This is a genomic window from Paenibacillus piri, assembly GCF_004354045.1.
GTDB classification, from domain to species: domain Bacteria; phylum Bacillota; class Bacilli; order Paenibacillales; family NBRC-103111; genus Paenibacillus_S; species Paenibacillus_S piri.
In genome coordinates this window covers 114450-138979 of the sequence record NZ_SMRT01000018.1, presented here as the reverse complement: position 1 = coordinate 138979, position 24530 = coordinate 114450, and the positions used below count along the sequence as shown (strand labels likewise).

Here is a 24530-nt window from a genome sequence, read left to right as displayed (position 1 = left end):
TGGTATTCCATACGGAGTCGACATAACCCAACTTTAGTGGCGCTGTTCGCCAAAGCAATTGCCTTACACGCTGCCAACATGAATTGTAGTGGAACTTGCCTCGAATTACATCGTATAAATGGAAGGATAAGGAAGATGTATTGAGGAGGTAAGGGATGAAAGCGATTGTATATGAACGTTACGGGCCGCCGAATGTACTGCAGCTGAAGGAGGTCGCCAAACCGGTACCGAAGGACGACGAGATATTGATCAAGGTCTATGCTTCAACCGCCGCTGCTGGGGATTGGCGCTTACGTAAGGCAGATCCTTTCCTGGCTCGGTTGTTCAACGGTCTGTGGAGACCGAAACGAATCAAAATTCTCGGATTCGAACTGGCGGGCGTGGTTGAATCGACGGGTAGAGCCGTTACTCGATTCAAACCGGGGGATGCCGTCTATGCCGCCTGCGGAACCGGCTTTGGAGCGTATGCTGAATACAAGTGTTTGCCTGAGAACGGCGGCGTCGCAATCAAGCCGGCGAACATGACATTCGAGGAGGCAGCCGCGGTTCCAGTCGGCGCCTATACTGCTTTGCAATTTCTCCGGAAGGGCAACATCCGTCGTGGCAGTCGCGTGTTCGTCTATGGCGCTTCCGGCAGCGTCGGGACGTATGCTGTGCAGCTAGCTAAGCATTTCGGCGCGGAAGTGACCGGATTATGCAGCACGTCGAATGTGGAGTTGGTTAGATCGTTGGGTGCCGACTGGGTCATCGATTATACGAGAGAGCAGTTCGCGGATGACGGTCCTGTCTACGATATCATTTTCGACACGGTCGGGAAAAGTCCATTTAGCGCTTGTATCAAACGTCTGACACCTGTCGGCTTCTACCTGCGAGCGGTCCATATAAGCCCTCTGTCGATCGTTCGAGGGTTATTGATCAACTTTACAAGCGGCAAGAAGGTGATTGGCGGAGCAACGAAGGAAAATGCGGAGGACTTGATGTATCTTAAGGAACTGATCGAGACTGGCATGCTGCGTTCGGTCATTGACCGCCGTTATATGCTGGAGCAAGCGGCGGAAGCTCACCACTATGTGGAGCAGGGTCATAAAAAAGGCAACGTGGTTTTAACCGTTCGGCAAGATTGATATGATGTGAATGGGTACTTACCGATATAAATTAAAGCTTATCGTGCTTTCAACTAACTAATTTCCTGACTATTTGCTAAAAACTCGAAAATCGGGTGTAAGTCGAACGTTCTGGTCAGAATGCGACAAACCCTCGTATTGTGAATATCCCAATAGCTTCCACTATAATAAACTTATGTGATTAACGGGTAACGATAGCGAAATAAACATCATGGGGCCGCCGCGGAATTGATCGGGCGGCCTCATAATCCGCTCGGGCAGGATAACGTAAAACATAGATTTAGCAGAGAGGTTACAAAGGACCCTACGAGGAATATAAACTTATGTAGTGTAAATTTAGGAGTTGGTCAAATGGAGACAATGTTATCAGAAGAAATGATCCGAGATGATCTAATAAAAACAATCCATCGCCTCTTCAATTTAAATGTACTTGAATCTACTCCAATAAAACGAGGTTGGTTAAACTTAAAATGGAAAGTTACAACTGATTCAGGTCGATTTTTACTTAAACAATACAATAAAAGAAGATTGAATAATCCAGAGGCGCTATTGTTTGCATTCTCCCAACAGGCTAGACTATTTGACCAAGGTCTTGCGTGTCCCAAGTTGCTATCACATAATGAAAGTATTTTGCTTGAAACTGATAATGGAGAGCGCTTCATGGTGATGGAATATTGTCAGGGCAAACTAATTCCACCAGGTAAAACTAATATACATCAAATATACGATTTAGGTCGAGCAACAGGAAAAATGCATCGATTGTTAAATGATGGAACACTTAGTATTAAAAAAAGCCCACAATTTATTCCTCCAAGCCGTGAGGAGCGTTTAGCACATTGGAACTCAGTTTGGGAACAGGCAAAGGAAGCTGGTAAAACTCAGTTGCTTGCTGATATAGAAACTCAACGTAGAGCAACTGAAGATATAAATATAGAAATACTCGAATTACTTCAATTAGGGTGGGCTCATCGTGACCTTTGGATCGATAATCTTTTATTTAATGATAATCGATTAACTGCAATTCTTGATTTTGATCGGCTAAGATATGACTATCCGCAGCTTGATGTTGCTCGTGCTGTTATATCATGTGCGTTAGATGATAATTTAGATGTCTCCCTTGCCTCAGCATTTATTGAAGGGTACAGCGAAGAACGCACCGTGGTAAAGGGTTACTTAACAAATTCATTAAGGTTGTTGTGGTATATGGAAAGCACATGGTGGATAAATGCTAACATGGATCAACATAGTGTACCGCCCGCTCGCTTCGCAAAGGAAATGCTTTGGCTTGCTGAAAATCACAAAAATATGTCCGCTTTATTAGGAAATATTTAGTTACTATGAATCAATTATATGAAATAATTTAAATAATTTACTATTATTCGTTAAGCTAACGGAGAACGATAGTTCACTAACAATGCCACGATGCTGATGCGGACGCTCGGAAGCCTTTCCCCGCTATCGGTAGTTTAGTTCAAACAAGTGACTTGGTTTTATGATTAATAGGGAAGGGATCTGTAACATGAACTCTAGGAACGCAAACTATTTAACAGCTATAGCAGTTTTATTGATATATATATTCATCGGGTACCTATTTGATATTGATGTCTTAAAGATATTTACTATCCGAACAAATGAATACAACATTAGCATTATTGGAGTTGTTATATGGATTTTAACATCCGTTTTTATTCAATACATTCGCAAACTTTTCTCAAAGAGGTAATAGCAAAAATGTGACGTTAAGCTAATGGGATACGATAGTATCATACACAAGCTGCTGCAGCTTGTTGAACGATCGGGCAGAAGAGTTAACTTGTAACATGCTTAACCGTATCATAAGCAACGGCAAGTTTTTTTAAGCTAAATCTTCCTGGGAGGACGTCTGAATCGCCTCGTGGTAAAGAAAATGAGTGGACTTCCGATAATGGTTGGAATAAACCAAAGAGACAACTTCGGAATACCCGTAAGTGCAGTGACGGGCTCACCGTTCACAACAAGTACCGCAGTAATGATTCCGATGTACGAACCAAGCATACCGATAATATGTTTACTCAACCAGTTGGACCAACGCAGTTTCCGTGCTAAATAACCATAGAGGGCCTGCGCGTAGGAAAATAAGGCAATGTAAAAAAGATATTGCAATTCAGACCATTTCATCATGGACATAATGACAGCAGTAAGGAATACAAAAATATAGTGGATATGATAAGTCTCGCCAAGAACAGTATGGAGACCTTTTTGTTTTCGGACGAAAATGGCACAAGCCCCGGAAAGCAAGCATATCGTCCCAGCGGCAATATGAGCAATGAGTAAAAGTGAATAAATCGACATCTAAATTTTCACCCCCTCAAATTGAAATTTAATGAACAGTGTTCAGTTAACGACTTAAAAACAGGCCTATTGATGAAAGGCCTTGTAAATCATCTGCTTTGCATGTGCTGTGAGTTTCATAGTGCGATCTTCATCAAACATGGGTATTTGTATCGCCAATACAACAATTCCATGCATCACCGCCCACAGGATATCACTGTAATCTTTAGGGTCACCTGGCTGCATGGCTCCCTGATCAATGGCATATCGCACGGTATCGACGAGTACTTGGAAAGCGTGAATCCTTGGTACTTCTTCCTCATGTCGAGACTCCAATAAATAATCGATCCTCCACATGAACATTAGCTGGTAATAGACGGGATTGTTCAATCCGAAGAGGACATAAGCTTCGCCCAGACGGTCGAGTCGCTCCCAAGGGTCATCGCTGCTTTCAGCTGCGCTGGTTAGTTGGCGTTGAAATCGCACAAAGGCATCATCTACGACAGTAAACAACAAATCATCCTTGTTACGATAATACAAATATAAGGTTGCTGCAGAGTAACCGATCCGTTCTGCCAGTTTTCGCATTGAGAAATCCTTGTATCCAAGCTCCAGAAACATTTGGCTCGCAGTTTGTAGAATAAGGAGCCGAAGCTCTTCCTTCTGCTCACCGCGCCGACGTCTGCCGATTTTGCGATGTCCTCCTTCCTTTTTTACATACTCCTTCGGCATAAGCTCCCCCAATAAGTGAACAGTGTTTATTTAATTTAAACAATTTTTCCCTTTAAATGCAAGCTCAATTAATAATTGCCGTAACAGACTGCCAAGAGAACCGTATCACAAGTCATTAAGGGACTATTTGGAATTATTATCTGCTATGCATGAAAACTTTTCTTTTTACGGAATGAAAAATATACGATCGATTTCAATCAAAATCCATGATGAGATATATTGGAGTACAGTGGCAACAATCAAAGGTGTCGTCCGCGGCGTTCTAGTAGGGCAACGAATTGGCCGAAGAACTATACAAGGTATTATCGAGTTGGAAATCGATCTACCAGACTGCGGCGCCGTGGCTTGACATGGAGCCTCTGTGGGCATGATGGTCGTCGATGCGGCGATTCCCGAAAATCGGGTATCGCCAAGGCAATCAGCCTATCATGCCCACCCCTCCATATAAAGCTGATTTTAGCGTACTTGGACGCGTTCCGGAAATACACTGTGAGCTGCGGCAGGATCTGCCCCCAGTTTTGTGCCATGATTTGATAATGAGCGGGTACTTGCTTTCCCAGTTACCTTCAAATCGACCCAACTCTAACAGTGCAGCCACTTCGGTAGCGGCTTTGTAGATCGGTCTGCTATCGCTGTAAAGGCTTATTTGAAGCGAAAGGCTAACAAGCCGCAGTCAACTATTTCGGGAAAGGGATCGCTTGCTATACCGCTTCGGCTTGGACTTGGCCAGAGGGATTCGCTTCAAGGCTCTGGCGTAATTTAGCACTTTGCGGGCGATGCTCTTGTTGGCCAAGTGCCGGAATATATAAGGGTCTGGATTCGTGTTCAGCTCGATGATCCAAGGGCGCAGTCGGTGGTCCAGGCCAATATCCGCGCCGACCATGTTGAGTCCGGGATATGTGCGGCTGAGAGCTTTGGCAGCGTCATATCCGGCTTTGGAAAGAGTCTTCTCGATGTTGGACAGGTTCTCTCCGGAAGTAAAAGGCTTCAGCAACGTCCGAACTTCCGTCGGTTTGCCGCCGCTATGGTAATTCGTCACGATCTTCCTCGGGTGAGCGACCCGCCCGATCATGGCGGTCATCTCCCAAGCGCGCTTGCGATTGCGTTGGACCATAACGCGGATATCGAACCGGCGGCCCTTGTATTTCAAGAGATGGATTCCTTTCTGAACCAAATAAGGGCGTTTGCGTTTGTTGCGAACGATAGACTGATACATGGAATGGAACGAATCGAACACGCGCTTCTTTTCTTTATTCTGATACGAAAAGGAGCCGTTGCCTTGTTCTATGCGCATAACTCCATTGCCGTAAGAGCCCGCTTCCGGTTTGATGTAAACCATGGAATAGCGGCGAAGCATCTCGCGAAGCGATTTTTCATTCATTCTGCGGGTTTCCGGCACCAGCACGCGGACTTTCGGGTCTTTCAAAATGGCCTTTGTTTTCAGCCATTTGCTTAAAACGTACTTTCGAGCGGATATTTTCAAGCTTCGACACCTCCTGCCATGTAATATATGCCGACCTCTATCCCGCCTGATTCAGGCAAATGTGGAGATGGCGATGAAATTTGGGCATAAACGAAAGCCGGCTTCATCTGCGAGATTGAAGCCAGCTTAATTCGCGTATGGCTTATCCGGCTACTTTGCGCTTCGAGCGTAACTCTTTCTTTTGTGAAAAGACAGCGATCGGTAGCGCTGGGCCAGCTTGCCGACGGCAGACCCCGACAGAGCGGATGGGTTGGTCGACAGACTTTTGTTAAGCGCGCTTTTGAGTCGAACTTTCCCGGCGTTAACGGAATAAACGTAATTTCCATACGTCTCAAATTCAGAAAATCCGAACTGCTTTTTTCGGTTGACGCTTTTCAGAATGGCTTTAAACCACTTCATTCCGTGCCTCGCTTCGATTTTGTTCTTGAGCGACCGCAGCTTCTTTTTGTCGAACAACATGTAGTGCGTCACGAAAGAACGGGGACGTGGGGCTTTTCTTCCGAGCAGCTTGCGATAGGTGACGAAATATTCAGGCTGGCTCCAGTTTCGGCAATAGAACAGTTGCTTGCCGTCGGCGTAGAACCGGTGCGGCCGGATCAACACAGTATCGGCGTCGACAACCAAGAAATGCCGCTGTCTCGCAACGGAACTGCTGCCGAGCTTCAACAGCTGCTGGTATAACCAGCCGGATCTCTCCCATCTTTTGGAACGGTACGAGATCTGTTTTTTTCGCAGGGGGAGAACCGTACTTTCATGAATGAAGGCACAGCCTTTGCGATGGCAGACGGCTTTGATTTTGGGGCTGTCCGGCGCCACGACGAAAATCCGGCCGATGGGATGCCGCACGTATTTTCTTACACTGTCGATCACATAGGGAAGCGTGCCCAAATCTTTGTCGATGGCCGGAATGACGACGTCGATTTTGATATCAGAGTTAGATGCCAATGAGAATCTGCTCCTTTTCATAGTCGGTTATCATCAGAATATGCTGCGCCGATCGTTTTGGGTTGGGACTTTCGCCCCTTACTTTCCCGTCGACAGCCATTTTTTCAACCATGGCTCCTCGGATTTAGGGCAGATGAGCAATCCATTGGAAGTCAGGGTGACGATAAGGTCGCTAACCCCGATAATGACCGCCTTCCGGTCATCCACAAATACGAGATTTCGGGCTGCATCCATCAGATCGACCTCGCCCTGGATGACGTTCCCGCTCGGATCCGCTGGCAGGTGTCGCAGCAGAGAGCCCCAGGAACCGATATCGTCCCATCCGCAATTTACCGGCAAGCAGTAGATCGTCTTTGCTTTCTCCAGAACGGCATAATCGATGGAAAGCCGAGGCATGTCGGCGTATGCGGCATCCGGGTCTGACGGGTTTTGAAGCAGGGGGTTCCAAATCGCCGGCTCGCAGGATTGGATGCAGCGGGCCATGGTCTCCGGTCGGCAGACAAGGATGCCGCTGTTCCAGTAGATGCCGGGTTCGTTCATGAGTTGTTGGGCCCGTTTCTCGTCCGGTTTCTCCAAAAAACGGGCGACCCGGAGTATTCCGCTTACGGAGCTTGCCTGGCCGGCATCCGGGTCGGGCGTGGTGGACAAATATCCGAAGCCGGGCTCGGCTCGGTTGGGCCGGACGCCGAGCGTTACGATGGCATCGGGCAACAAAGCAACATCCGCTGCTGCGGAGACGGCTGCAAGGAAGGCCTCCTTGTCAGCAATATATTGATCTGAAGGAACGAACGCCACCGGTTCGTCGTCTCCGGTTTGAAGGAAGCGAAAGACGGTCAATGCGATGCAAGCGGCGGTATCATTCTGCCGGGGCTCGACGATCAGCTGATTCGGCGAAAAATCGGGCAACTGTTCTTTCAACAGAGGCAAGTAGTGCCGGGGCAGCGCGATAAAGAGGCGAGAAGCGGGCACGAAATCGCGAAAGCGGTTCGCCGTCTCTTGAATCAAAGTTTGCTCGGACAGGAACGGCAGGAACTGCTTGGGCAAATCGTCGTTGCTTCGTGGCCAAAAACGGGTTCCTTTTCCCCCCGCCATAATGACGATTTTCAAGGAATGCACCTCCTAATGACAAAAGACTGACCGTATTTTTATCATTGTATGCATGTTTCAAGCCTCTGGAAACGGCAGACGTACAATGGGCGGCAAGACGAAGGTAAGGGCGCCGAATTGTTGCTAGAAGTACATATTCCCAAAATCGACCACTCACTTTTATTCTGGTCATGCCGGGGAAACGCAAAAAAGGATTCAGTGATCAGCTGTGAATGGCAAACTGTAAAAAGGGGAACTTAATCCAGTACATCTCAAACCGCCGATTCATCTCCCACCTGTAGAAGAAGATCAAGGAAAATAAAAAAAGCCAAGATTCGCTTGTACTTCCCATCATGAAGATTATAATATGGAGAAGGGACCATCTGACGAAAAATATTAGACAAGTGGGTTGGAAGTCATGGATGCTGAAAAGCAGAGGTTAAGCATAGAAGCGGCAAGGCTATATTATTTATCCGATTACAGCCAGCAGGATATTGCACAGAGGCTCGGGGTTTCACGTCCGACGGTCTCCAGAATGCTTCAGTTTGCCAAAGAGCAAGGTTACGTTCGCATCGATATTGTCGATCCGCTCGAGGATTTGGATGCTTTAGGTCTTGAGCTCAAAAAAAAGTATATGCTGGATACCGTTCTGGTCTGCTATTCACCGCTTAATGAGTATCAAGAAATTCAAAAGCATATTAGCAGAAAAGCGGCCGAATATCTTCAAGATATAGTACAAGACGGCGATATTATAGGCGTTACCTGGGGAACCACCATGTATTCGGTAGCCCGGCAGCTGGAGCCGAAGCAGGTGAAAGGCGTCGAGGTCGTCCAGTTGAAGGGCGGAGTCAGCCATTCCCATGTCAATACATATGCCGCAGAAACGGTTAATTTGTTTGCGGAAGCTTTTCATACGGCTGCAAGGTATTTGCCGCTTCCGGTTATCTTTGATAGCATTACTGTCAAGGAAATGGTAGAAAAGGACCGTCACATTCAACGCATTATTCAACTGGGCAGGCAAGCCAATATTGCCGTTTTTACGGTAGGCACAGTGAAGGAAGACGCTCTATTGTTCCGTCTGGGCTATTTTAATCAAGAAGAGCAGGAACGTCTTCAACGGACAGGTGCGGGGGATATTTGCTCCCGATTTTTTGATGCGCAAGGAAATATATGCGTTGATGAAATCAATAATAGGACGGTCGGGATTGATCTTCCTGATCTTCGAAAGAAAGAGAAGTCGATTCTCGTGGCCGGAGGACAAAGGAAGATCGAAGCGATTCGGGCGGCACTGACCGGTAAATACGCTAATATTTTGGTAACGGATCAATATACGGCGCAAGCTTTATTAAGACAGAACTGATAAATATCAAACGAAGGCCTACTGTAGAAATACGGTAGGTTTTTTGTTGTCATAAATATGATTATATTCGTGCATTGTTGGGTATCTATATTATACCAAAGTTTCCATGAACATAATTTCAAACTGAGTTTTACAATTGTTCAAATTCGTGCTATGATACCTATGAAGTCATTCACAATGAATTAATAAATTAATAAAATACGAATTCTAGACAAAATATAAGGAGTGATCTGCATGGATCTAGCCGGAATGATTGACCACACGTTGCTGCGAGCGGATGCGACCAAAGCGGAAATTACCGAACTGACGGAAAAAGCGAAGAAATATAAATTCGCATCGGTATGCGTCAATCCTATATGGGTTGCTTACTCAGCTGAGCAGCTGTCCGGGACAGGCGTTAAGGTATGTACGGTTATTGGATTTCCACTTGGAGCAACAACGCCTGCCGTTAAGGCATTTGAAGCGAAGGATGCGCTTGCTAACGGAGCCACAGAAGTGGACATGGTCATTAACATCGGCGCTTTGAAGGATGGAAATAATGAATTCGTCGAACAGGATATTCAAGCGGTAGTCGATGCAACCAAAGGGAAGGCGATTGTTAAAGTTATTATTGAAACCAGCCTTCTAACCGATGAAGAAAAAACACGTGCATGCGAGCTGTCGGTTAAAGCCGGTGCAGACTTTGTAAAAACCTCGACAGGCTTCTCGACAGGCGGAGCAACACCGGAAGATGTCGCGTTAATGCGCAAAACCGTTGGGGAACATGTCGGCGTGAAGGCGTCCGGAGGCGTTCGCAGCCTGGAAGATATGAAGAAAATGATCGCAGCGGGAGCTAACCGGATTGGTGCAAGCTCTGGTGCTAAAATTATGGAAGGCGGCCAATCCGAGACTTCTTATTAAAACTCCAGATCAAGGAGGACGAAGGATGAAAGAGCAGCTTATTCAAGAAGCAATCGAAGCCCGCAAGCAAGCATACTCGCCTTATTCCCATTTCCAGGTGGGAGCTGCTTTGCTGACGGACGGGAAGATCTATCGCGGATGCAATATTGAGAATGCTTCCTACGGTCTGACGAACTGTGCGGAGCGTACTGCCGTATTCAAGGCGGTTTCAGAAGGGCATACGATGATCGAAGCTATTGCGGTCGTTGCGGATACGGAAGGAGCCGTATCACCTTGTGGAGCTTGCCGGCAAGTGCTGGCGGAATTTTCCGATCAGAATACCATCATTTATTTAACGAACCTTCATGGCAACACGGAAGAATGGACGATGGCCCAGCTGTTACCGGGTGCGTTTCAAGCTGACGACATGAAGAAGAAATAATCCGTCAGGATTTTTCTTCTTACGATGGTGTTGTAAGCGCTTAAGTTAGGCATACTTAAAATTACAATAACATTGGAGGATGACATCATGAGATATTTGATTGCTGTTTTAGGCGTGCTGGTAGTATTCGTTTTAACCTACGCAGTAAGTAACGACCGCCGCAATATTCGTTACCGTCCGTTGTTTATAATGGTTGTTTTGCAAACGCTGCTTGCTTTTGCCCTGCTGAATACAAGTGTCGGCGAATTCCTCATAGGCGGCTTTGCGTCGATATTCGAGAAGCTTCTGTCGTATGCAGGGGAGGGCGTCAACTTTGTGTTCGGCGGTATTGCTAATGAAGGACAACTCCCTTTCTTCTTGAATGTGCTGCTGCCGATCATTTTTATTTCAGCTCTGATCGGTATCCTGCAGTACACCAAAATCTTGCCTTTCATCATTAAATATATCGGTCTTGTATTGAGTAAAGTAAACGGTATGGGTAAACTGGAATCCTACAATGCTGTAGCTTCCGCGATTCTAGGACAATCCGAAGTATTCATTTCGGTGAAAAAACAAATCGGCATGCTGTCGAAGCAGCGTCTATATACACTGTGTGCCTCCGCTATGTCTACTGTATCCATGTCCATTGTTGGCGCCTACATGCAAATGATCAATCCGAAATACGTAGTTACTGCGATCGTATTAAACCTGTTCGGCGGATTTATTATTGCTTCGATTTTGAATCCCTACGTTGTTTCGAAGGAAGAAGATATCCTTCAGGTGCAAGAGGATGAAAAGCAGTCTTTTTTTGAAATGCTGGGCGAATATATTATGGATGGTTTCAAGGTAGCGATCACGGTTGCTGCAATGCTTATAGGTTTCGTTGCCATTATTGCCATGATTAACGGGATCTTTAGCGGTATCTTCGGAATCTCGTTCCAAGAGATGCTCGGCTATATCTTTGCTCCGTTTGCCTTCATGATGGGGATACCATGGAAAGAAGCTGTTGAGGCAGGAAGCATTATGGCCACCAAGATGGTTTCGAACGAATTTGTAGCTATGCTCGATCTTGGCAAGCATACCGGATTGTCAGCGCGGACGGTTGGTATCGTGTCGGTATTCCTTGTATCATTTGCGAACTTCTCGTCTATCGGCATTATCTCCGGTGCTGTAAAAGGGCTTCATGAAAAACAAGGAAACGTTGTAGCTCGTTTTGGACTGAAGCTGTTATACGGAGCAACTATGGTCAGCGTGCTTTCGGCTACGGTCGCAGGATTGTTTTTATAATCTAGATTAGAACACAAAGGAGCCGTTGAAATGGTTGATTTTAAAAGAATTCATCTCATCGTCATGGATTCGGTTGGGATCGGAGAGGCTCCGGACGCCGCTAAGTTTGACGATTACGATGTGGATACGCTCGGCCATATAGCCCGCGAGCGTGGGGGATTGAATATGCCTAATATGGCCAAGCTAGGATTGTCCAATATTCGGGAAATTCAAGGCGTTCCTAAAGCAGAGAAGCCGATGGCTTATTTAACTAAGATGCAGGAAGCCTCCAGCGGCAAGGATACGATGACAGGCCACTGGGAAATTATGGGTCTTCGAATCGATACTCCGTTCAGAGTGTTTCCCGACGGTTTCCCAGCAGAGCTGATTTCACGAATTGAAGCGAAGACCGGCCGTAAAGTCATTGGCAACAAGCCAGCCAGCGGCACGGAAATTATTGCCGAGCTTGGAGAAGAGCACGTCAAGACGGGGGCACTGATCGTATATACATCAGCAGATTCCGTTCTCCAAATCGCCGCTCATGAGGATGTAGTCCCGCTAAAAGAGCTGTATGAGATTTGCGGGTTTTGCCGCGAAATTACGCTTGACGATCCTTATATGCTAGGGCGAATCATTGCACGTCCGTTCGTTGGCGAAGCGGGGCACTTTACCCGTACGGCGAACCGACATGACTATGCGTTGAAGCCATTCGGCCCGACTTCCATGAACACACTGAAGGACGCAGGCTTCGATGTCATTGCATTAGGAAAAATATCTGACATTTATGACGGCGAAGGAGTTACCAAAGCGATCCGTACTGTTTCCAATATGGATGGCATGGATAAATTGGTCGCAGTTTTGGACGAATCCTTCACAGGACTCAGCTTCATTAACCTCGTTGATTTCGATGCTTTATACGGTCATCGTCGCGACCCGCAGGGATATGGACAAGCACTGGAGGAATTCGATGCGCGGCTTCCGGAAATATTCACCAAGCTGAAGGCTGACGACCTGTTGATTATTACCGCTGATCACGGTAATGACCCGACTTATCGAGGATCCGACCATACCCGTGAATACGTGCCGCTGCTTGTCTACTCGCCTCGTTTTAAACAGGGTGGACAAGAGCTTCTGCTTCGCAAAACATTTGCCGATATCGGGGCAACCGTCGCTGAGAACTTTGGCGTAGCCTTACCGGAGCATGGCACTAGCTTTTTGAAGGAATTGAAATAAGATTTAGGAGGCAACTTGGATGAGTGTTCATATTGGAGCTAACCAAGGTGAGATTGCGGAGACGATTCTGCTTCCCGGCGATCCGCTGCGTGCAAAATATATAGCTGAGACGTATCTTGAGGATGTAATTTGCTACAATCAGGTTCGCGGGATGCTTGGCTTCACGGGAACGTATCAAGGCAAACGAATTTCTGTACAAGGATCGGGAATGGGGATACCTTCCATCAGCATCTATGCTAATGAGCTGATCAGCCAATACGGAGTGAAAAATTTATTCCGTGTAGGCACCTGCGGCGCGATGCAAGAGCATGTACATGTTCGTGACGTTATCCTGGCTCAAGCCTCCTGCACGGATTCAAGCATAAACCGCCATGTGTTCGGAGGCTTCGATTTCTCCCCGATCGCCAGCTTTCCGCTTTTGAAAGCGGCGTATGAGCGTGGCATGGCTAAAGGCTTGAAGCTGCACGTGGGCAATATTTTTAGCTCGGATGTATTTTATCGTGACGATAAAGCCATTGTTCAAAAGCTTATGGATCATGGAGTTTTAGGCGTCGAGATGGAAACGACCGCACTTTATACGCTCGCAGCCAAATTCGGCGTCAACGCATTGACGATTCTGACCGTAAGCGATCATTTGCTGACTGGGGAAGAAACGACGGCTGAGGAACGTCAAAATACATTTAACGAGATGATGGAAGTAGCCTTAGATACGGCGGTTTCTTTATAAAAGTTGAATACCATAGATCTGTTCAAATATACAAGCGGAGGAGAGACAGGACGATGAGAATGGTAGATCTAATCGAGAAAAAACGTGACGGCAAGGAATTAACAACCGAGGAAATCAATTTCATTATCGAAGGCTATACGAAGAATGAAATTCCCGATTATCAGATCAGTGCTTGGGCAATGGCGGTTTTTTTCAAGGATATGACGGAGCGGGAACGGGCGGACCTCACAATGGCCATGGTCAACTCCGGAGAAACCATCGATTTGTCCGCTATTGAAGGCGTAAAGGTTGACAAGCATTCCACCGGCGGAGTAGGGGATACTACGACGTTGGTTTTGGCGCCGCTTGTTGCGGCACTCGATGTGCCGGTTGCAAAAATGTCCGGACGCGGTCTTGGACACACGGGTGGAACAATCGACAAGCTCGAAGCCATCGAAGGGTTCCACGTAGAGATCAGCAAGGAGCAATTCGTGGATTTGGTGAACCGTAATAAAATTGCGGTTATCGGTCAAACAGGCAACCTGACTCCGGCAGACAAGAAGCTGTATGCACTCCGCGACGTAACGGGAACGGTGAATTCCATTCCATTAATTGCAAGCTCCATAATGTGTAAAAAAATCGCCGCTGGCTCTGACGCTATCGTACTGGATGTCAAAACAGGCGCGGGTGCATTTATGAAAACAGCGGAGGATGCCAAGGAGCTCGCTCAGTCTATGGTTCGCATCGGCAACATGGTTGGCCGAAAAACCATGGCGGTAATCTCCGACATGAGCCAGCCGCTCGGCTATGCGATCGGAAATGCACTGGAGGTTAAAGAGGCCATTGATACCCTGCAAGGGAAAGGGCCGAAGGATTTGGAGGAGCTGTGCTTAGCGCTTGGTCGTCAAATGGTATTCTTGGCGAATAAAGCTACCTCGCTTGAAGATGCAGAGGAGAAGCTAAAGGAAGTGATTCGTAACGGCAAGGCGTTGGAGAAATTCAAGTCGTTTATTGAAAATCAGGGTGGAGACCCAAATGTTGTCGATCATCCCGAGAAGCTTCCTCAAGCCGCTTATCAAATCGAAGTATTGGCTAAGGAAGATGGCGTTGTAGCTGAGATCATCGCGGACGAGATTGGCACAGCGGCCATGCTGCTTGGAGCTGGACGTGCGACCAAGGAATCCGAAATCGACCTCGCTGTAGGTTTGATGTTGAACAAGAAGATTGGCGATCCTGTTAAAGTAGGCGACTCTTTAGTAACGATTCATGCTAACCGTCAAGATGTGCAGGAAGTCGTCGATATGATTTATGCCAATATTCGGATTGCAGTACATGCCAAAGCACCAGTCTTGGTTCATGGAATTGTAACGAAATAATATAAAGAAAGCTTGAATTCCCAGTGAATTCAAGCTTTTTTTATAATAACAGAATTCATATGTTTTCAGCGGAGCTGAACAATTCTGATATTGCAAAAAAAGCTACATCAAAAACACGAATGTATCTTCATCGACGTTCCCCACAAAGTATAGCAGATCAACTCTGCTTTTAGGGAATCGCTCTGACGGACAGCATTGTTAAAAAGATATCCTCTCTTTTATTAATATGACATAAGGTGGCGTATTTGAGGTCTATAATAGGTGGTAGATTAACGAAAGGAGTATCAAATCATGAAACGAAAAATAATTTTAGATTTAGCGGTTACTTTAGATGGTTTTATTGAAGGGAAAAATGGTGAAGTTGATTGGTGCATTATGGACTCTGAGATGGGGTTTATTAATTTTTTGAATCAAATTGATACAATTTTATATGGAAGAAAAAGCTATGATTTATGGGGACAATTTACTCCGGAAATTGAACATACGGATTCTGAAAAAGAATTTTGGGAATTGGTTCATAGTAAAGAGAAATATGTGTTTTCCAGGACGCAAAAGGGGACTGATAATAAAGCAACATTCATAAATGATAGTATTCTTGAAGAAATAAATAAATTAAAGAATAAGCCTGGTAAAGACATCTGGCTATATGGTGGAGCAAGTCTTATTACAACTTTTATCAATTTAGGACTTGTTGATGAATTTAGATTATCTGTTCACCCTGTTGTTTTGGGAGAAGGGAAACCGCTGTTTGTGGATATAAAACAGAGGTTGAATTTAAAAATGGTTAATACAAGAACGTTCTCCTCAGGCGTTGTACAACTAATTTATCATTTGGATGGGAACTAATAATATTGCACACTCCAATGATAAAATCGTTATATGCGAGGAATCGGTTGAAAGCGGAGTTATCTAGCATATGCTCTGACAAATCTTTTAGATTCTTTGCAAAGAAACGAGCTCTCTGAGGATGGTGCCCATGAGAACTCTTCTGTGTAGTGTGTTGTGGCAAACGTTTGTAGTGCAAGCTGTAATCATTCGTTCCGCTAACGGGGAACGATAGCTCAACAACAACGTGAAGGCTGTCGGGAGTTGACACAAGAGCTCAATAAACTACACAACGAGGCTGCCCGGTTTCGATCGGCAGCCTCGTTACCCTTCCGCAACTACGTTAGCTGGTAACTGCCTGACGTCATAAATAATGAAGTCTATGTCCCATATCGATAAACAAAGAAAGAGTGCTTAATAGCACTCATATCTTTGCAAAAAAGTCTTGGTAATACCTGCCATGGGGTGGGTCCTCTGCGTTCTATCGATCGATTACGACAAATCTATCGCAAATTTTTGTATTGCTTCTTGACGCGGCTCTTAGCATGATTTTAAAAATTTACCCGAATCCGAAATGGAGTCATCGGAACGTGGCTTACTATATAAGGAACCAGTTCAGCGAATATTTGCTGGTGCCGAATCTGACGATCAGGCCCCGCAGCGGGGCGCCGAGAACACCGACTCCTACACATGTGAGTCGATCTGCGCCGAGCCTGAAAGCGGCGTGGAGTCGAGGTATCTGACCTCGTAGACACGCTCGGCGAACTTCCAGCCGTTCTTTGTGCGCTGGTAGCGGTCATGGTACACGGCGTAGTTCAGCCCGCTTCTACCGTCGCGCAGGCGCGCGAGCTCTGAGATGTAGGCACGGCCGACTGCGGTATCGCCCTCGAGCTGGATCGTGCCCGGGTGTGTAGTTTGTACGAAATAGTCCCACTGACTCTGTAGCCGCTTGCTCCCGGCGCGAATCTGCTCCCGGCCGACGAATTCGGCGAGTTGGGGAATCCGCCACACGCCGTCCTCCGTGAACAGCGACGCAAGGCGGTCGGGGTCGCGCATCATCACCGTGTCGGTGAACTCGCCGCGCAGCGCCTCAATCTCGAAGCGATCAACAATGTTTTGAAAGTCGCTCATTGGTTATTCCTCCTCTGTATGTGCGTTTCACTGTTTTCTCATTTCGTTGTATGATTCCGTAAACGGTCTGCAGATGGGCAGCCAGTCTGTCAGATTGCGTTAAAAGAAGATACTTCTTCCACTGGGAAGCGGAACTTGCGCTGCTTCGTCTCCACCGGGGAGAGGCCAACGGCGATAATTAAAATGGGTTTCAAGTGAGCCGGGATGCCGAACGTCTCGGAAACTGCAGCCGGATCAAATCCGCCAATGGGAGTTACCCCGTAGCCGTGTTCAAATGCGGCGAGTTGAAAGCCGTATGCCGCAGAAGAAGCGGCAATGATCACTTCCTCTTTATATTTGTCAGGCGAATTTACATGATATGAGCGAATGGAACTGATCACTTTTTCCTTGTATGCTTCTGGAGTATACTGTTTTGTTACGAGATCATCCGCTATTTGCTCAGCACGCTCATAAGCCTGCAAATTCGCCAACACAATTACAGATGCCGCAGCATCAGTAATTTTTTGCTGGCCGAAGGCGGCGGTACGTAGAGCTTCCTTTTTATCTTTGTCGTCGATGATAAGAAAGTGCCAAGGCTGAAGGTTAAAGCCTGAAGGCGCTTTGACGGCGAGTTCGACAAAAGCAAGCAAATCTTCCCGGGCAATCCGACCTTCGGGATCGAAAGCACTAGCGGAAATGCGATTCTGTAATGTTGAAGTCGTTCCCACAAAGATCAGCTCCTGTTCATTTTTAACGCGATTTGCATGCCGCCGGCTGACAAACAAATCCGTTTGTGCTATCATGTGACTATAAAGTCACTTATGATATCTTTATCATATGTTACTGAATGGTAACATGTCAAGCGGTTTAAATCATTTTTTCAGCTCGACAAGAAGAGAAGGTGTTTCAATTGGAAAAAGATATATTCAAGGCGCTTGCGGATCCCAGCCGCCGTACGCTTTTGGATCTGCTTTATGCCTCGAACGGGCAGACGCTGAATGAGCTTTGCGCGCCGCTCGACATGTCTCGATTCGGTGTCATGAAGCATCTAAATATATTGGAGGAAGCCGGGCTTATTACGACTAGAAAAGTAGGCCGTGAAAAGCTTCATTATTTGAATGCGGTACCTATACGTCAAATTTATGAGCGATGGGTAAGCAAGTACACCGAATCTTGGGTGATCGGATTAACATCCCTTCAAAACGAACTGGAGCGTGAAACGAAAATGGAAAACACACCCCGTCATGTAAATCGGATAGCGATTAAAGCAACTCCGGAACAAGTTTGGCAAGCCATTACGGATCCAGCCAAGACATCGAAATTTTGGCACAATTGCGCCATCCGGTCCGATTGGCAAATCGAATCTCCATTCGAACTATGGAACGGGGAAGAGAAGAGAGCGGAAGGGATTATTCTCGACATGGATCCTCCGAGTAAACTCGTGATGAGGTGGCGATTTGTTTCGTTTCCGGGTACGGAAAACGACACCCCGATACGTATTACGTGGGAAATCGGTTCACATGCCGAGCTTAAGGGCGTAACCCTCGTAACCGTTGTGCATGATGAATTAGAACAAGCCGCTCATACCGCTAAAATTATTGAAAACGGATTTCCGATTGTGCTTTCGGGCTTGAAGACGTTGCTCGAAACCGGGGAGGCGCTCGCTGGCGGATAAAACCCCAATATAGGTGAAATTGAATATATTGAATCTGCTCTCAAAAAAAGGAAGCCACACTCTATCGAGTGTAAGCTTCCTTACTTACTGCTGCTTGTATTCAATTTTGGGGGCAGTTTAAACCATGCAATCCCACATTTTAAGAACTTATTTATTTGATGATCGAAAAAACACATTATATAATGTGTAACAATTTGTCGGGTGATACATAACCGAAGAGCCAGTTTTTTATACCCAAAAGCGGATGAATGGAGATCTAAGCCTGAGAATTCCAAACAGGGCGGCGGAGACATAATTTCTTGGGAACTTGGTGAGAAACATACGCAGGAATTGTTGTCGTATATCGAGCTAGGGATGAAAAAGTATGAGCAGGCATTAGCAGATGGAATTTGCGCTGAACAAGCTCGATTGTTCTTACCTTCATATGGAATGTATGTCCGTTGGTACTGGACAGCGTCCGTTCAATCGGTTGCTCATTTCTTGATACAACGATTAGAACATGATGCTCAAAAAGAAATTCAGGACTACGCGAAGGCGGTCTTAGAACTAACCAAATCAATATATCCAACTTCTCTTGGTTTCAAGAGAGACAGTGGAGCATTGAGGGACGGGTACGATAGCTCAATAAACAATATTAACAAAGCTGCAAACAAACTTGAAGAACTGGAGACTAAACTGGACGAGCTTCTGGGTCAAATCCCTTATTTTGCCCTGAGGATCGCAATGAGCTATTTGAGTTATTCCAGTACATGAGACAGATGAACTCACCAATTCTTGACAAAACTAATTCGATTCGTTAGTCTGAAAATGAATCGGACAGGATGATTTGATTTATCGACTTAATGGTAGCAGGAGGAAAAATGAAACGGATATCTCAATTAAATGACCGCATTGGGAGGGTTTTATTATTCATATGTACCATAGGCGCATTTTCTTCGTTTATCTTAACCATCGAAAATGTTGCAAGTGCTGACTCTGCCACCAAGGTTGTCGAGATCTGGCGCATGTACGGTTTTATTTTATTTACGGGACTTTTCTTGCTTTTAACTATATATCCTCGACGTTATGCCGGGTTATGGGAACTTGCATTTTTCCACAAGGCTGCTGTATCGGTGACGATTCCTCTTACCATTCAACAGATTACTCCTGACATTCAGTTCGTTGCTATGATCGATGGTATTCTTGCGCTCATTGTTCTGATTGCTTACTTTTTGACGAAAGGATATTTGGCGTGGCAGCGGTTCTCTAACGGGAACGATAGTGCAATAAACAATACTTGAACCATTTTTGATGAGACGGTTTGTGTCGGATGACAAGAACCATGATCTCATTCCTGACGCGTCTCTTTGAAGGAAAAGAGGAAAATCCACGAGATCGTATGCGCTTGGGCCTTCGGATTAAACTTACTGACAGGATTATGCAACGAATTATGGAACCAAAGTGTCGGTTGTCAAGAACATTATCTCATAAATAGCCGCGTAAATCGCGGCTTTTGTATTTTATGGGATCAAGTTCTTGTCAAAAACCAATGACAAGAACTTGATCCCATTCCCGATTTGACAAGTACTTGATCTCATTCCCGACGGATAGTAGGGCGGAGGTGAGTACTGCTTAGTTTCAATGATTGACTTGATTGTAGCGCTATCGTAAAATTTTGTTATGTTAATTTTATGTAATGTACTTACTTAAAAGTAAGGGGATGATTTATCAATGATTCATCAGCGTGAATGTCCGGTTGAGACACTCATTCATGTTTTAGGCGGCAAATGGAAGCCAATGATTTTATGGCATTTGATTGAATCCAAAAAGAGATTCAACGATCTGGAAAAGCTTATACCTGATGTTTCACAAAAAATGCTTACACAACATCTCCGAGATTTGGAACGAGAAGGCATAGTCGATAGAACGGTCTACCCTGCTATCCCTCCAAAAGTAGAATATTCTCTGAGTGAATACGGCAGAACATTGATTCCCGTAGCAGAAGTCATGTGTGCTTGGGGAGAAAATCATAATAAGCGGAAATATGAAGAGTCAGCGTCATAAAGCTGGTTCAATGAACTTGTACACTAATTCAATCAACTCAAAACAAAAGCTGCCACGGGATACCGGGCAGCTTTTGTTTACCTACGGTCGCACTCATTATGGCATCCCTTTTTATAATGCTTACTTTTAAGTAAGTACCCTACTTTAAAGTGGGTTCTTAACATAATTTTGAAGCGATGCTAAGCTTGAGTTAACCAGATATTGAGGTCCACTCATGAGGAGGAAAGAATAATGAAAATTATTGTTTTTGGAGCGACGGGGAATACAGGGAAAAGAGTGTTGGTACAAGGGATAAAAATGGGGCATGAAATGACCGCATTTGTGCGAAATTCTGAAAAGCTTTATGATCAACTAGGTGAGCATTCCGCCAAGCATGTGAAGGTGATCGTGGACGATATTATGGACCCGGTGAGCGTCGGTGAGGCGCTCGTGCATCAAGACGCCGCTATTATTGCAGCCGGCCATGCGGGCCAGGGAGAAGAGTTTGTTCGTATCGTCGATAACATTATAAGCCAATGTGAATTCCAACCTAGTTTCTCTGGGCGGGTATGGATTATGGGAGGAGCCGGCCTGCTGGATATTCCATATACGGATCTTATCGGCAACAATTTACCCGGCTTCCCACCTGAGTATAGAAATCACAACCGGAATTTCGAAAGGCTACAACAGACTGGGCTCGATTGGTCCATTATGTGTCCGGGAACAATGATTGATTCGAGAGAGCATCCAGATGTAGTTCATCTACATGTAACAACGGACACCTTGCCCGTTCCGATTCCGGAGACGATCAGGGAATATTCCGAGGCAGATATAGCCGGTCACTTGTTCAGCCGACTTCAAGAGCTGAATGTTGCTTATGACGATGTCGCAATATGTATGTTGGACCATCTTGAGCTCGGAGGAGCGTTTAAAAGAAAAAGGGTCGGTCTAGCCTATCAAAGCAATATTTCGGTGCGCTGAGGAGAAGGGGGATAATGGGTTTGTTTGGATTACTGCTCGTTTTGCATATATTGGCTTCGATCGCCATAATTGGCTTTGCTTTCGTGATGCCCATCATTCGAAGATCCGCTAGAACCGTCGGCCAGCTGTACTTTGCTTTTGGTATAACGACCAAACTTGCCATAATGCCTAAAATTGGCGGAGCCGTACTTATTTTAACCGGGGTTTGGCTTATGATCATAACCAAGATGGGGTTATCCCAAATGTGGCTGAATGTATCTATCCTTTTATCGCTGCTCATGGTCGTCATGATCGACGGATGGATCGAGCCGCGTATGAAAAAGATCATAAAGCTCATATCTGAAAGTCAAGACCAGGATAATGAAATACCCGCCGAGTTCGGACTGCTGATAAAAAAGATCGTACCAATCGAGAGGGCAGCACAGCTGCTGATGATTGCCATAGTGGCGCTTATGGTCGTTAAGCCATTTTAAAGAAGCCGATGGGAAGTTCTTGTCAACCGACAACCGATAGAATGAGCTGTCGGGTGACGAGAACATATATCGTTTGCCGATTTGGGACAAGAACATATATCGTTATCCGCAGTTGAGAAGTATTATCATTTGTGTTAAGTGAGGATGAACAAAAAGAAGGTAGGAGTGTTGTTTTTCATTTAGCTAACGAATGCGTTAGTTGAATAGCAAAATAAAGTTCAGGTGCCGCGGCAGCCTGCTTGTTTTATTAAACTAAGGCAGGATAGTTTAATAAAACGAAACTTTATATTGAGTCCCGTCTAGAACCAGCATATCATCTTATTGAATGGATTTTCTAAAAATGGATTTACTCAAATATTAAAAAACTGATAAGAACTATTTTTAGTTACAGATTCATTTAATCGATTGTTAGAGGGGTAAATTTCCAATGTTGGAAAAAGTAGATATTAGCAGCATCATCAATAATCTCCGTAAAAAAGGCATAATTGATAACATTGATATGGCGACAAATAATAAGACTGGGTCTACCGAGGGACTTGTTTATACTCTTTCAACGCACAACGAAGCAAAATATGTTTTAAAGATAGATCATCCGCAACAAATTTCCTTAGCGGAACACTTTCTTAGTACATATCGGCACATTAGCCTTCTCCCTAAAAAACTTTATACGGATCCTGAAAAGGCGTTTATTCTGTATTCATATATTACTGGTACGACTCACAAAGATCGTGGTTTAAAAATTAATTGGTTGACAATTTTAATTAAAGAGTTATTCAATCATTATGAAGAATCTCCACAAAATGACAAGTGGGGAAGGCTACAAAGACCAATTCAAACTTGGAGTGAATGGAATTATCGGAGTTTGGAGGATACAAGAAATAATTGGGGTAACCTTTTGCCAGTTGAGGATTATGATAGAGTGAGATCAATTGTTGAGAACATATCGAAGAGTGCAGAGCTTGAATCAAGATATTTGCTGCACGGAGATACTGGTGTGCATAATTTTGTGTTTCATGAGCTCTCACTAGTCGGTGTTATCGACCCGGCACCAATGATTGGTCCTTTGCTATATGATTTTACTTACGCTTTTTGCTCTTCTCCAGACGATTTGAACCTAGAAACTTTAATGGGAACATTCACATTGCTCAAACATGAACCTATTGAGAGATCCAGGCTAATCGAAGAAGTAATCTTTCAACTTTATTGTCGAATTGGGATCTGTATACAATTCCATCCTCATGATTTGGAAGATTACTTAAAAGCGTGGGAATATTGGAAGTCCTTGCCCATTAATTAATACTTGATTTCATTATTTGAATGTTCTAAGTTATTCAACGACGGGGAACTATAGCTGATCCCATTCGATGGTTCGAAATCAATGTTGAATATTAATGATGAATAAAAGCGTAGTCCAAGGGTGATGACTGAACTAACCGATACGTTGTTCAATCACAATAAGTCCGTCGGCACAAATCTCTAGGCTGAATAATTGTAAATTATCGCTAAGAACCAGTACAAATTAGTATATGGGGGAGCCTCATGATAAGTTCTTTCTAGGTACTGCTCCCCTCGTCTCAAGTACCCTGTCCGAGAAATAGGACAGAAAAAAAGGCACAATTCACGTAAAGGTGAGATTGTGCCTTTTTTCTTTTAAAGCTTTTTTATTAACTAACTGGAAGTAATGTGTAGTAAAGGGATATAAAATCTCAAAATAAATGCAAATTATGGTAATGTAAGATTATTAGTCTTTAAATCATTGCTTAGTTAGGCAAGAAATGAGGAGAACAAATGACTACTGTTGGAATCTTAGGGACGATTCATAATAATGATTTAAGAGATAAATATAGATGTACTCTTGACCTTTATAGGGAAATAATTATGGAATTCAATCCAGATATTATCTGTGGTGAAGTTCACCCACAAAGCTGGCGAAGGTACTTAGAAAATAAAAACGAAAGAGGTTATTGGGGAGAACCCGCAAGTGAATATTGGGAGCTGATATTCCCTTTATGTGATGAATACAGTATCGAGTTTGTGCCCATAGACTGGTTTGAACTGGATGTCTGGAACAATTTTGCTCCATTTGATGGTTTTACAAACGAGGAAAAGATTGAGCTTGAGAAAATGGATGACAAATGGTTCTCTAAGCAAATGAATACTCATTCTTGTGGACAAATTCCCTTTAACTCTAAAGAGTTTGATGATTTAACTAAGCTAAAATATGAGTGGTTATTTCAAATCAATCCAGTTTCGCAAAATTTCCGGTGGATAGTCAGGAATCAGATTATGATTCAGCGGGCAATAAATTCAATAAAAGCAAATCCGGATAAAAGGATTCTTTGTATTATTGGGGCAGACCATAATTATTTCTTTTTTGAGGAATTAATAAAGGAAGCAATTACATTAAAATATCCTTTAAGATAATTAATTGAGCTAAACCTTCTAAATTTTTCAAGGAACGCTTCGATAATGAAACTAAAGTATTACGCCAACGGAGAACGATAGCTCAATAAACTACAAAAA

The 24530-nt window shown here is 44.7% G+C and carries 25 protein-coding genes; 18 read left to right on the top strand and 7 right to left on the bottom strand.

Going from position 1 to position 24530, the window contains the following annotated elements:
• The first annotated feature begins 155 nt into the window (after nt 1-155).
• Both E1757_RS28550 and E1757_RS28545 read left to right on the top strand, forming a co-directional pair.
• Nucleotides 156-1124 carry an NAD(P)-dependent alcohol dehydrogenase gene (locus E1757_RS28550; protein ID WP_133234624.1) on the top strand — a complete coding sequence of 323 codons (969 nt, stop codon included), beginning with the start codon at nt 156-158 and terminating at the stop codon, nt 1122-1124.
• A gap of 351 nt (nt 1125-1475) precedes the next feature.
• Nucleotides 1476-2456 carry a phosphotransferase gene (locus E1757_RS28545; protein ID WP_133234622.1) on the top strand — a complete coding sequence of 327 codons (981 nt, stop codon included), beginning with the start codon at nt 1476-1478 and terminating at the stop codon, nt 2454-2456.
• 528 nt (nt 2457-2984) lie between these two features.
• Here the strand turns inward: E1757_RS28545 and E1757_RS28540 are convergent.
• The 5 genes from E1757_RS28540 to E1757_RS28520 all read right to left on the bottom strand — a co-directional run bounded on the left by E1757_RS28540 (nt 2985) and on the right by E1757_RS28520 (nt 7701).
• Nucleotides 2985-3455 (bottom strand): DUF2306 domain-containing protein, encoded by a 471-nt coding sequence (locus tag E1757_RS28540; protein ID WP_133234620.1) that lies wholly within the window; start codon nt 3453-3455, stop codon nt 2985-2987.
• A 66-nt stretch (nt 3456-3521) separates the two neighbouring features.
• A complete protein-coding gene (locus E1757_RS28535) occupies nt 3522-4166 on the bottom strand; it encodes a TetR/AcrR family transcriptional regulator (protein ID WP_133234618.1) in 645 nt (214 codons plus the stop codon).
• A 673-nt stretch (nt 4167-4839) separates the two neighbouring features.
• Nucleotides 4840-5649 (bottom strand): YheC/YheD family protein, encoded by an 810-nt coding sequence (locus E1757_RS28530; RefSeq protein ID WP_133234616.1) that lies wholly within the window; start codon nt 5647-5649, stop codon nt 4840-4842.
• Nucleotides 5650-5799: 150 nt separating this feature from the next.
• Nucleotides 5800-6594 carry a DUF6492 family protein gene (locus E1757_RS28525; protein ID WP_425464867.1) on the bottom strand — a complete coding sequence of 265 codons (795 nt, stop codon included), beginning with the start codon at nt 6592-6594 and terminating at the stop codon, nt 5800-5802.
• 78 nt (nt 6595-6672) lie between these two features.
• Nucleotides 6673-7701, bottom strand: coding sequence for a mannose-1-phosphate guanylyltransferase (locus E1757_RS28520; protein ID WP_133234612.1), 1029 nt, complete (start codon nt 7699-7701; stop codon nt 6673-6675).
• Between the two features lie 397 nt (nt 7702-8098).
• Between E1757_RS28520 and E1757_RS28515 the strand changes: the two genes are divergently transcribed.
• The 8 genes from E1757_RS28515 (at nt 8099) to E1757_RS28480 (ending at nt 15767) form a co-directional block, all read left to right on the top strand.
• Nucleotides 8099-9040: a DNA-binding transcriptional repressor DeoR gene (locus E1757_RS28515; RefSeq protein ID WP_133234610.1), complete on the top strand. Its 942-nt coding sequence runs from the start codon at nt 8099-8101 to the stop codon at nt 9038-9040.
• Nucleotides 9041-9274: 234 nt separating this feature from the next.
• Nucleotides 9275-9940 (top strand): deoxyribose-phosphate aldolase, encoded by a 666-nt coding sequence (deoC, locus tag E1757_RS28510; RefSeq protein WP_133234608.1) that lies wholly within the window; start codon nt 9275-9277, stop codon nt 9938-9940.
• 25 nt (nt 9941-9965) lie between these two features.
• A complete protein-coding gene (locus E1757_RS28505; RefSeq protein ID WP_342774605.1) occupies nt 9966-10361 on the top strand; it encodes a cytidine deaminase in 396 nt (131 codons plus the stop codon).
• 87 nt (nt 10362-10448) lie between these two features.
• Entirely contained in the window at nt 10449-11627 is a 1179-nt protein-coding gene (locus tag E1757_RS28500) for a NupC/NupG family nucleoside CNT transporter (RefSeq protein WP_133234604.1), read from the top strand.
• A gap of 30 nt (nt 11628-11657) precedes the next feature.
• The gene (deoB, locus tag E1757_RS28495; protein WP_133234602.1) at nt 11658-12839 is read left to right on the top strand and encodes a phosphopentomutase; all 1182 of its coding nucleotides are present in this window, start codon (nt 11658-11660) and stop codon (nt 12837-12839) included.
• Between the two features lie 19 nt (nt 12840-12858).
• Entirely contained in the window at nt 12859-13566 is a 708-nt protein-coding gene (gene deoD / locus E1757_RS28490) for a purine-nucleoside phosphorylase (protein WP_133234600.1), read from the top strand.
• Between the two features lie 53 nt (nt 13567-13619).
• The gene (locus E1757_RS28485) at nt 13620-14921 is read left to right on the top strand and encodes a pyrimidine-nucleoside phosphorylase (RefSeq protein WP_133234598.1); all 1302 of its coding nucleotides are present in this window, start codon (nt 13620-13622) and stop codon (nt 14919-14921) included.
• A 291-nt stretch (nt 14922-15212) separates the two neighbouring features.
• Complete coding sequence (locus E1757_RS28480) at nt 15213-15767, top strand: dihydrofolate reductase family protein (protein ID WP_133234596.1); 555 nt, start codon at nt 15213-15215, stop codon at nt 15765-15767.
• A 663-nt stretch (nt 15768-16430) separates the two neighbouring features.
• Here E1757_RS28480 and E1757_RS28475 read toward each other — a convergent pair.
• Together E1757_RS28475 and E1757_RS28470 are read right to left on the bottom strand one after the other, a co-directional pair.
• Nucleotides 16431-16877: a YybH family protein gene (locus E1757_RS28475; RefSeq protein ID WP_133234594.1), complete on the bottom strand. Its 447-nt coding sequence runs from the start codon at nt 16875-16877 to the stop codon at nt 16431-16433.
• Between the two features lie 89 nt (nt 16878-16966).
• Nucleotides 16967-17659 (bottom strand): nitroreductase family protein, encoded by a 693-nt coding sequence (locus tag E1757_RS28470; protein WP_133234592.1) that lies wholly within the window; start codon nt 17657-17659, stop codon nt 16967-16969.
• Nucleotides 17660-17766: 107 nt separating this feature from the next.
• On the opposite strand from E1757_RS28470, the gene E1757_RS28465 reads away from it, so the two are divergent.
• From E1757_RS28465 to E1757_RS28430, 8 genes are all read left to right on the top strand, one after another.
• On the top strand, nt 17767-18531 hold the full coding sequence (locus E1757_RS28465) for an ArsR/SmtB family transcription factor (RefSeq protein WP_133234590.1): 765 nt from the start codon (nt 17767-17769) through the stop codon (nt 18529-18531).
• A gap of 354 nt (nt 18532-18885) precedes the next feature.
• Nucleotides 18886-19284 carry an FAD-dependent thymidylate synthase gene (locus E1757_RS37125; RefSeq protein WP_342774604.1) on the top strand — a complete coding sequence of 133 codons (399 nt, stop codon included), beginning with the start codon at nt 18886-18888 and terminating at the stop codon, nt 19282-19284.
• A 107-nt stretch (nt 19285-19391) separates the two neighbouring features.
• Nucleotides 19392-19811 carry a hypothetical protein gene (locus E1757_RS28455; RefSeq protein WP_133234588.1) on the top strand — a complete coding sequence of 140 codons (420 nt, stop codon included), beginning with the start codon at nt 19392-19394 and terminating at the stop codon, nt 19809-19811.
• A gap of 430 nt (nt 19812-20241) precedes the next feature.
• A complete protein-coding gene (locus E1757_RS28450; protein ID WP_133234586.1) occupies nt 20242-20574 on the top strand; it encodes a winged helix-turn-helix transcriptional regulator in 333 nt (110 codons plus the stop codon).
• A gap of 231 nt (nt 20575-20805) precedes the next feature.
• Nucleotides 20806-21534 (top strand): NAD(P)-dependent oxidoreductase, encoded by a 729-nt coding sequence (locus E1757_RS28445; protein ID WP_133234584.1) that lies wholly within the window; start codon nt 20806-20808, stop codon nt 21532-21534.
• A gap of 14 nt (nt 21535-21548) precedes the next feature.
• Nucleotides 21549-22007, top strand: coding sequence for a DUF2269 family protein (locus E1757_RS28440; protein WP_133234582.1), 459 nt, complete (start codon nt 21549-21551; stop codon nt 22005-22007).
• Between the two features lie 427 nt (nt 22008-22434).
• Nucleotides 22435-23304 (top strand): phosphotransferase, encoded by an 870-nt coding sequence (locus E1757_RS28435; protein ID WP_133234580.1) that lies wholly within the window; start codon nt 22435-22437, stop codon nt 23302-23304.
• Nucleotides 23305-23795: 491 nt separating this feature from the next.
• Nucleotides 23796-24431, top strand: a complete 636-nt coding sequence (locus E1757_RS28430; protein WP_133234578.1) for a hypothetical protein — start codon at nt 23796-23798, stop codon at nt 24429-24431.
• Nucleotides 24432-24530: the final 99 nt, after the last annotated feature.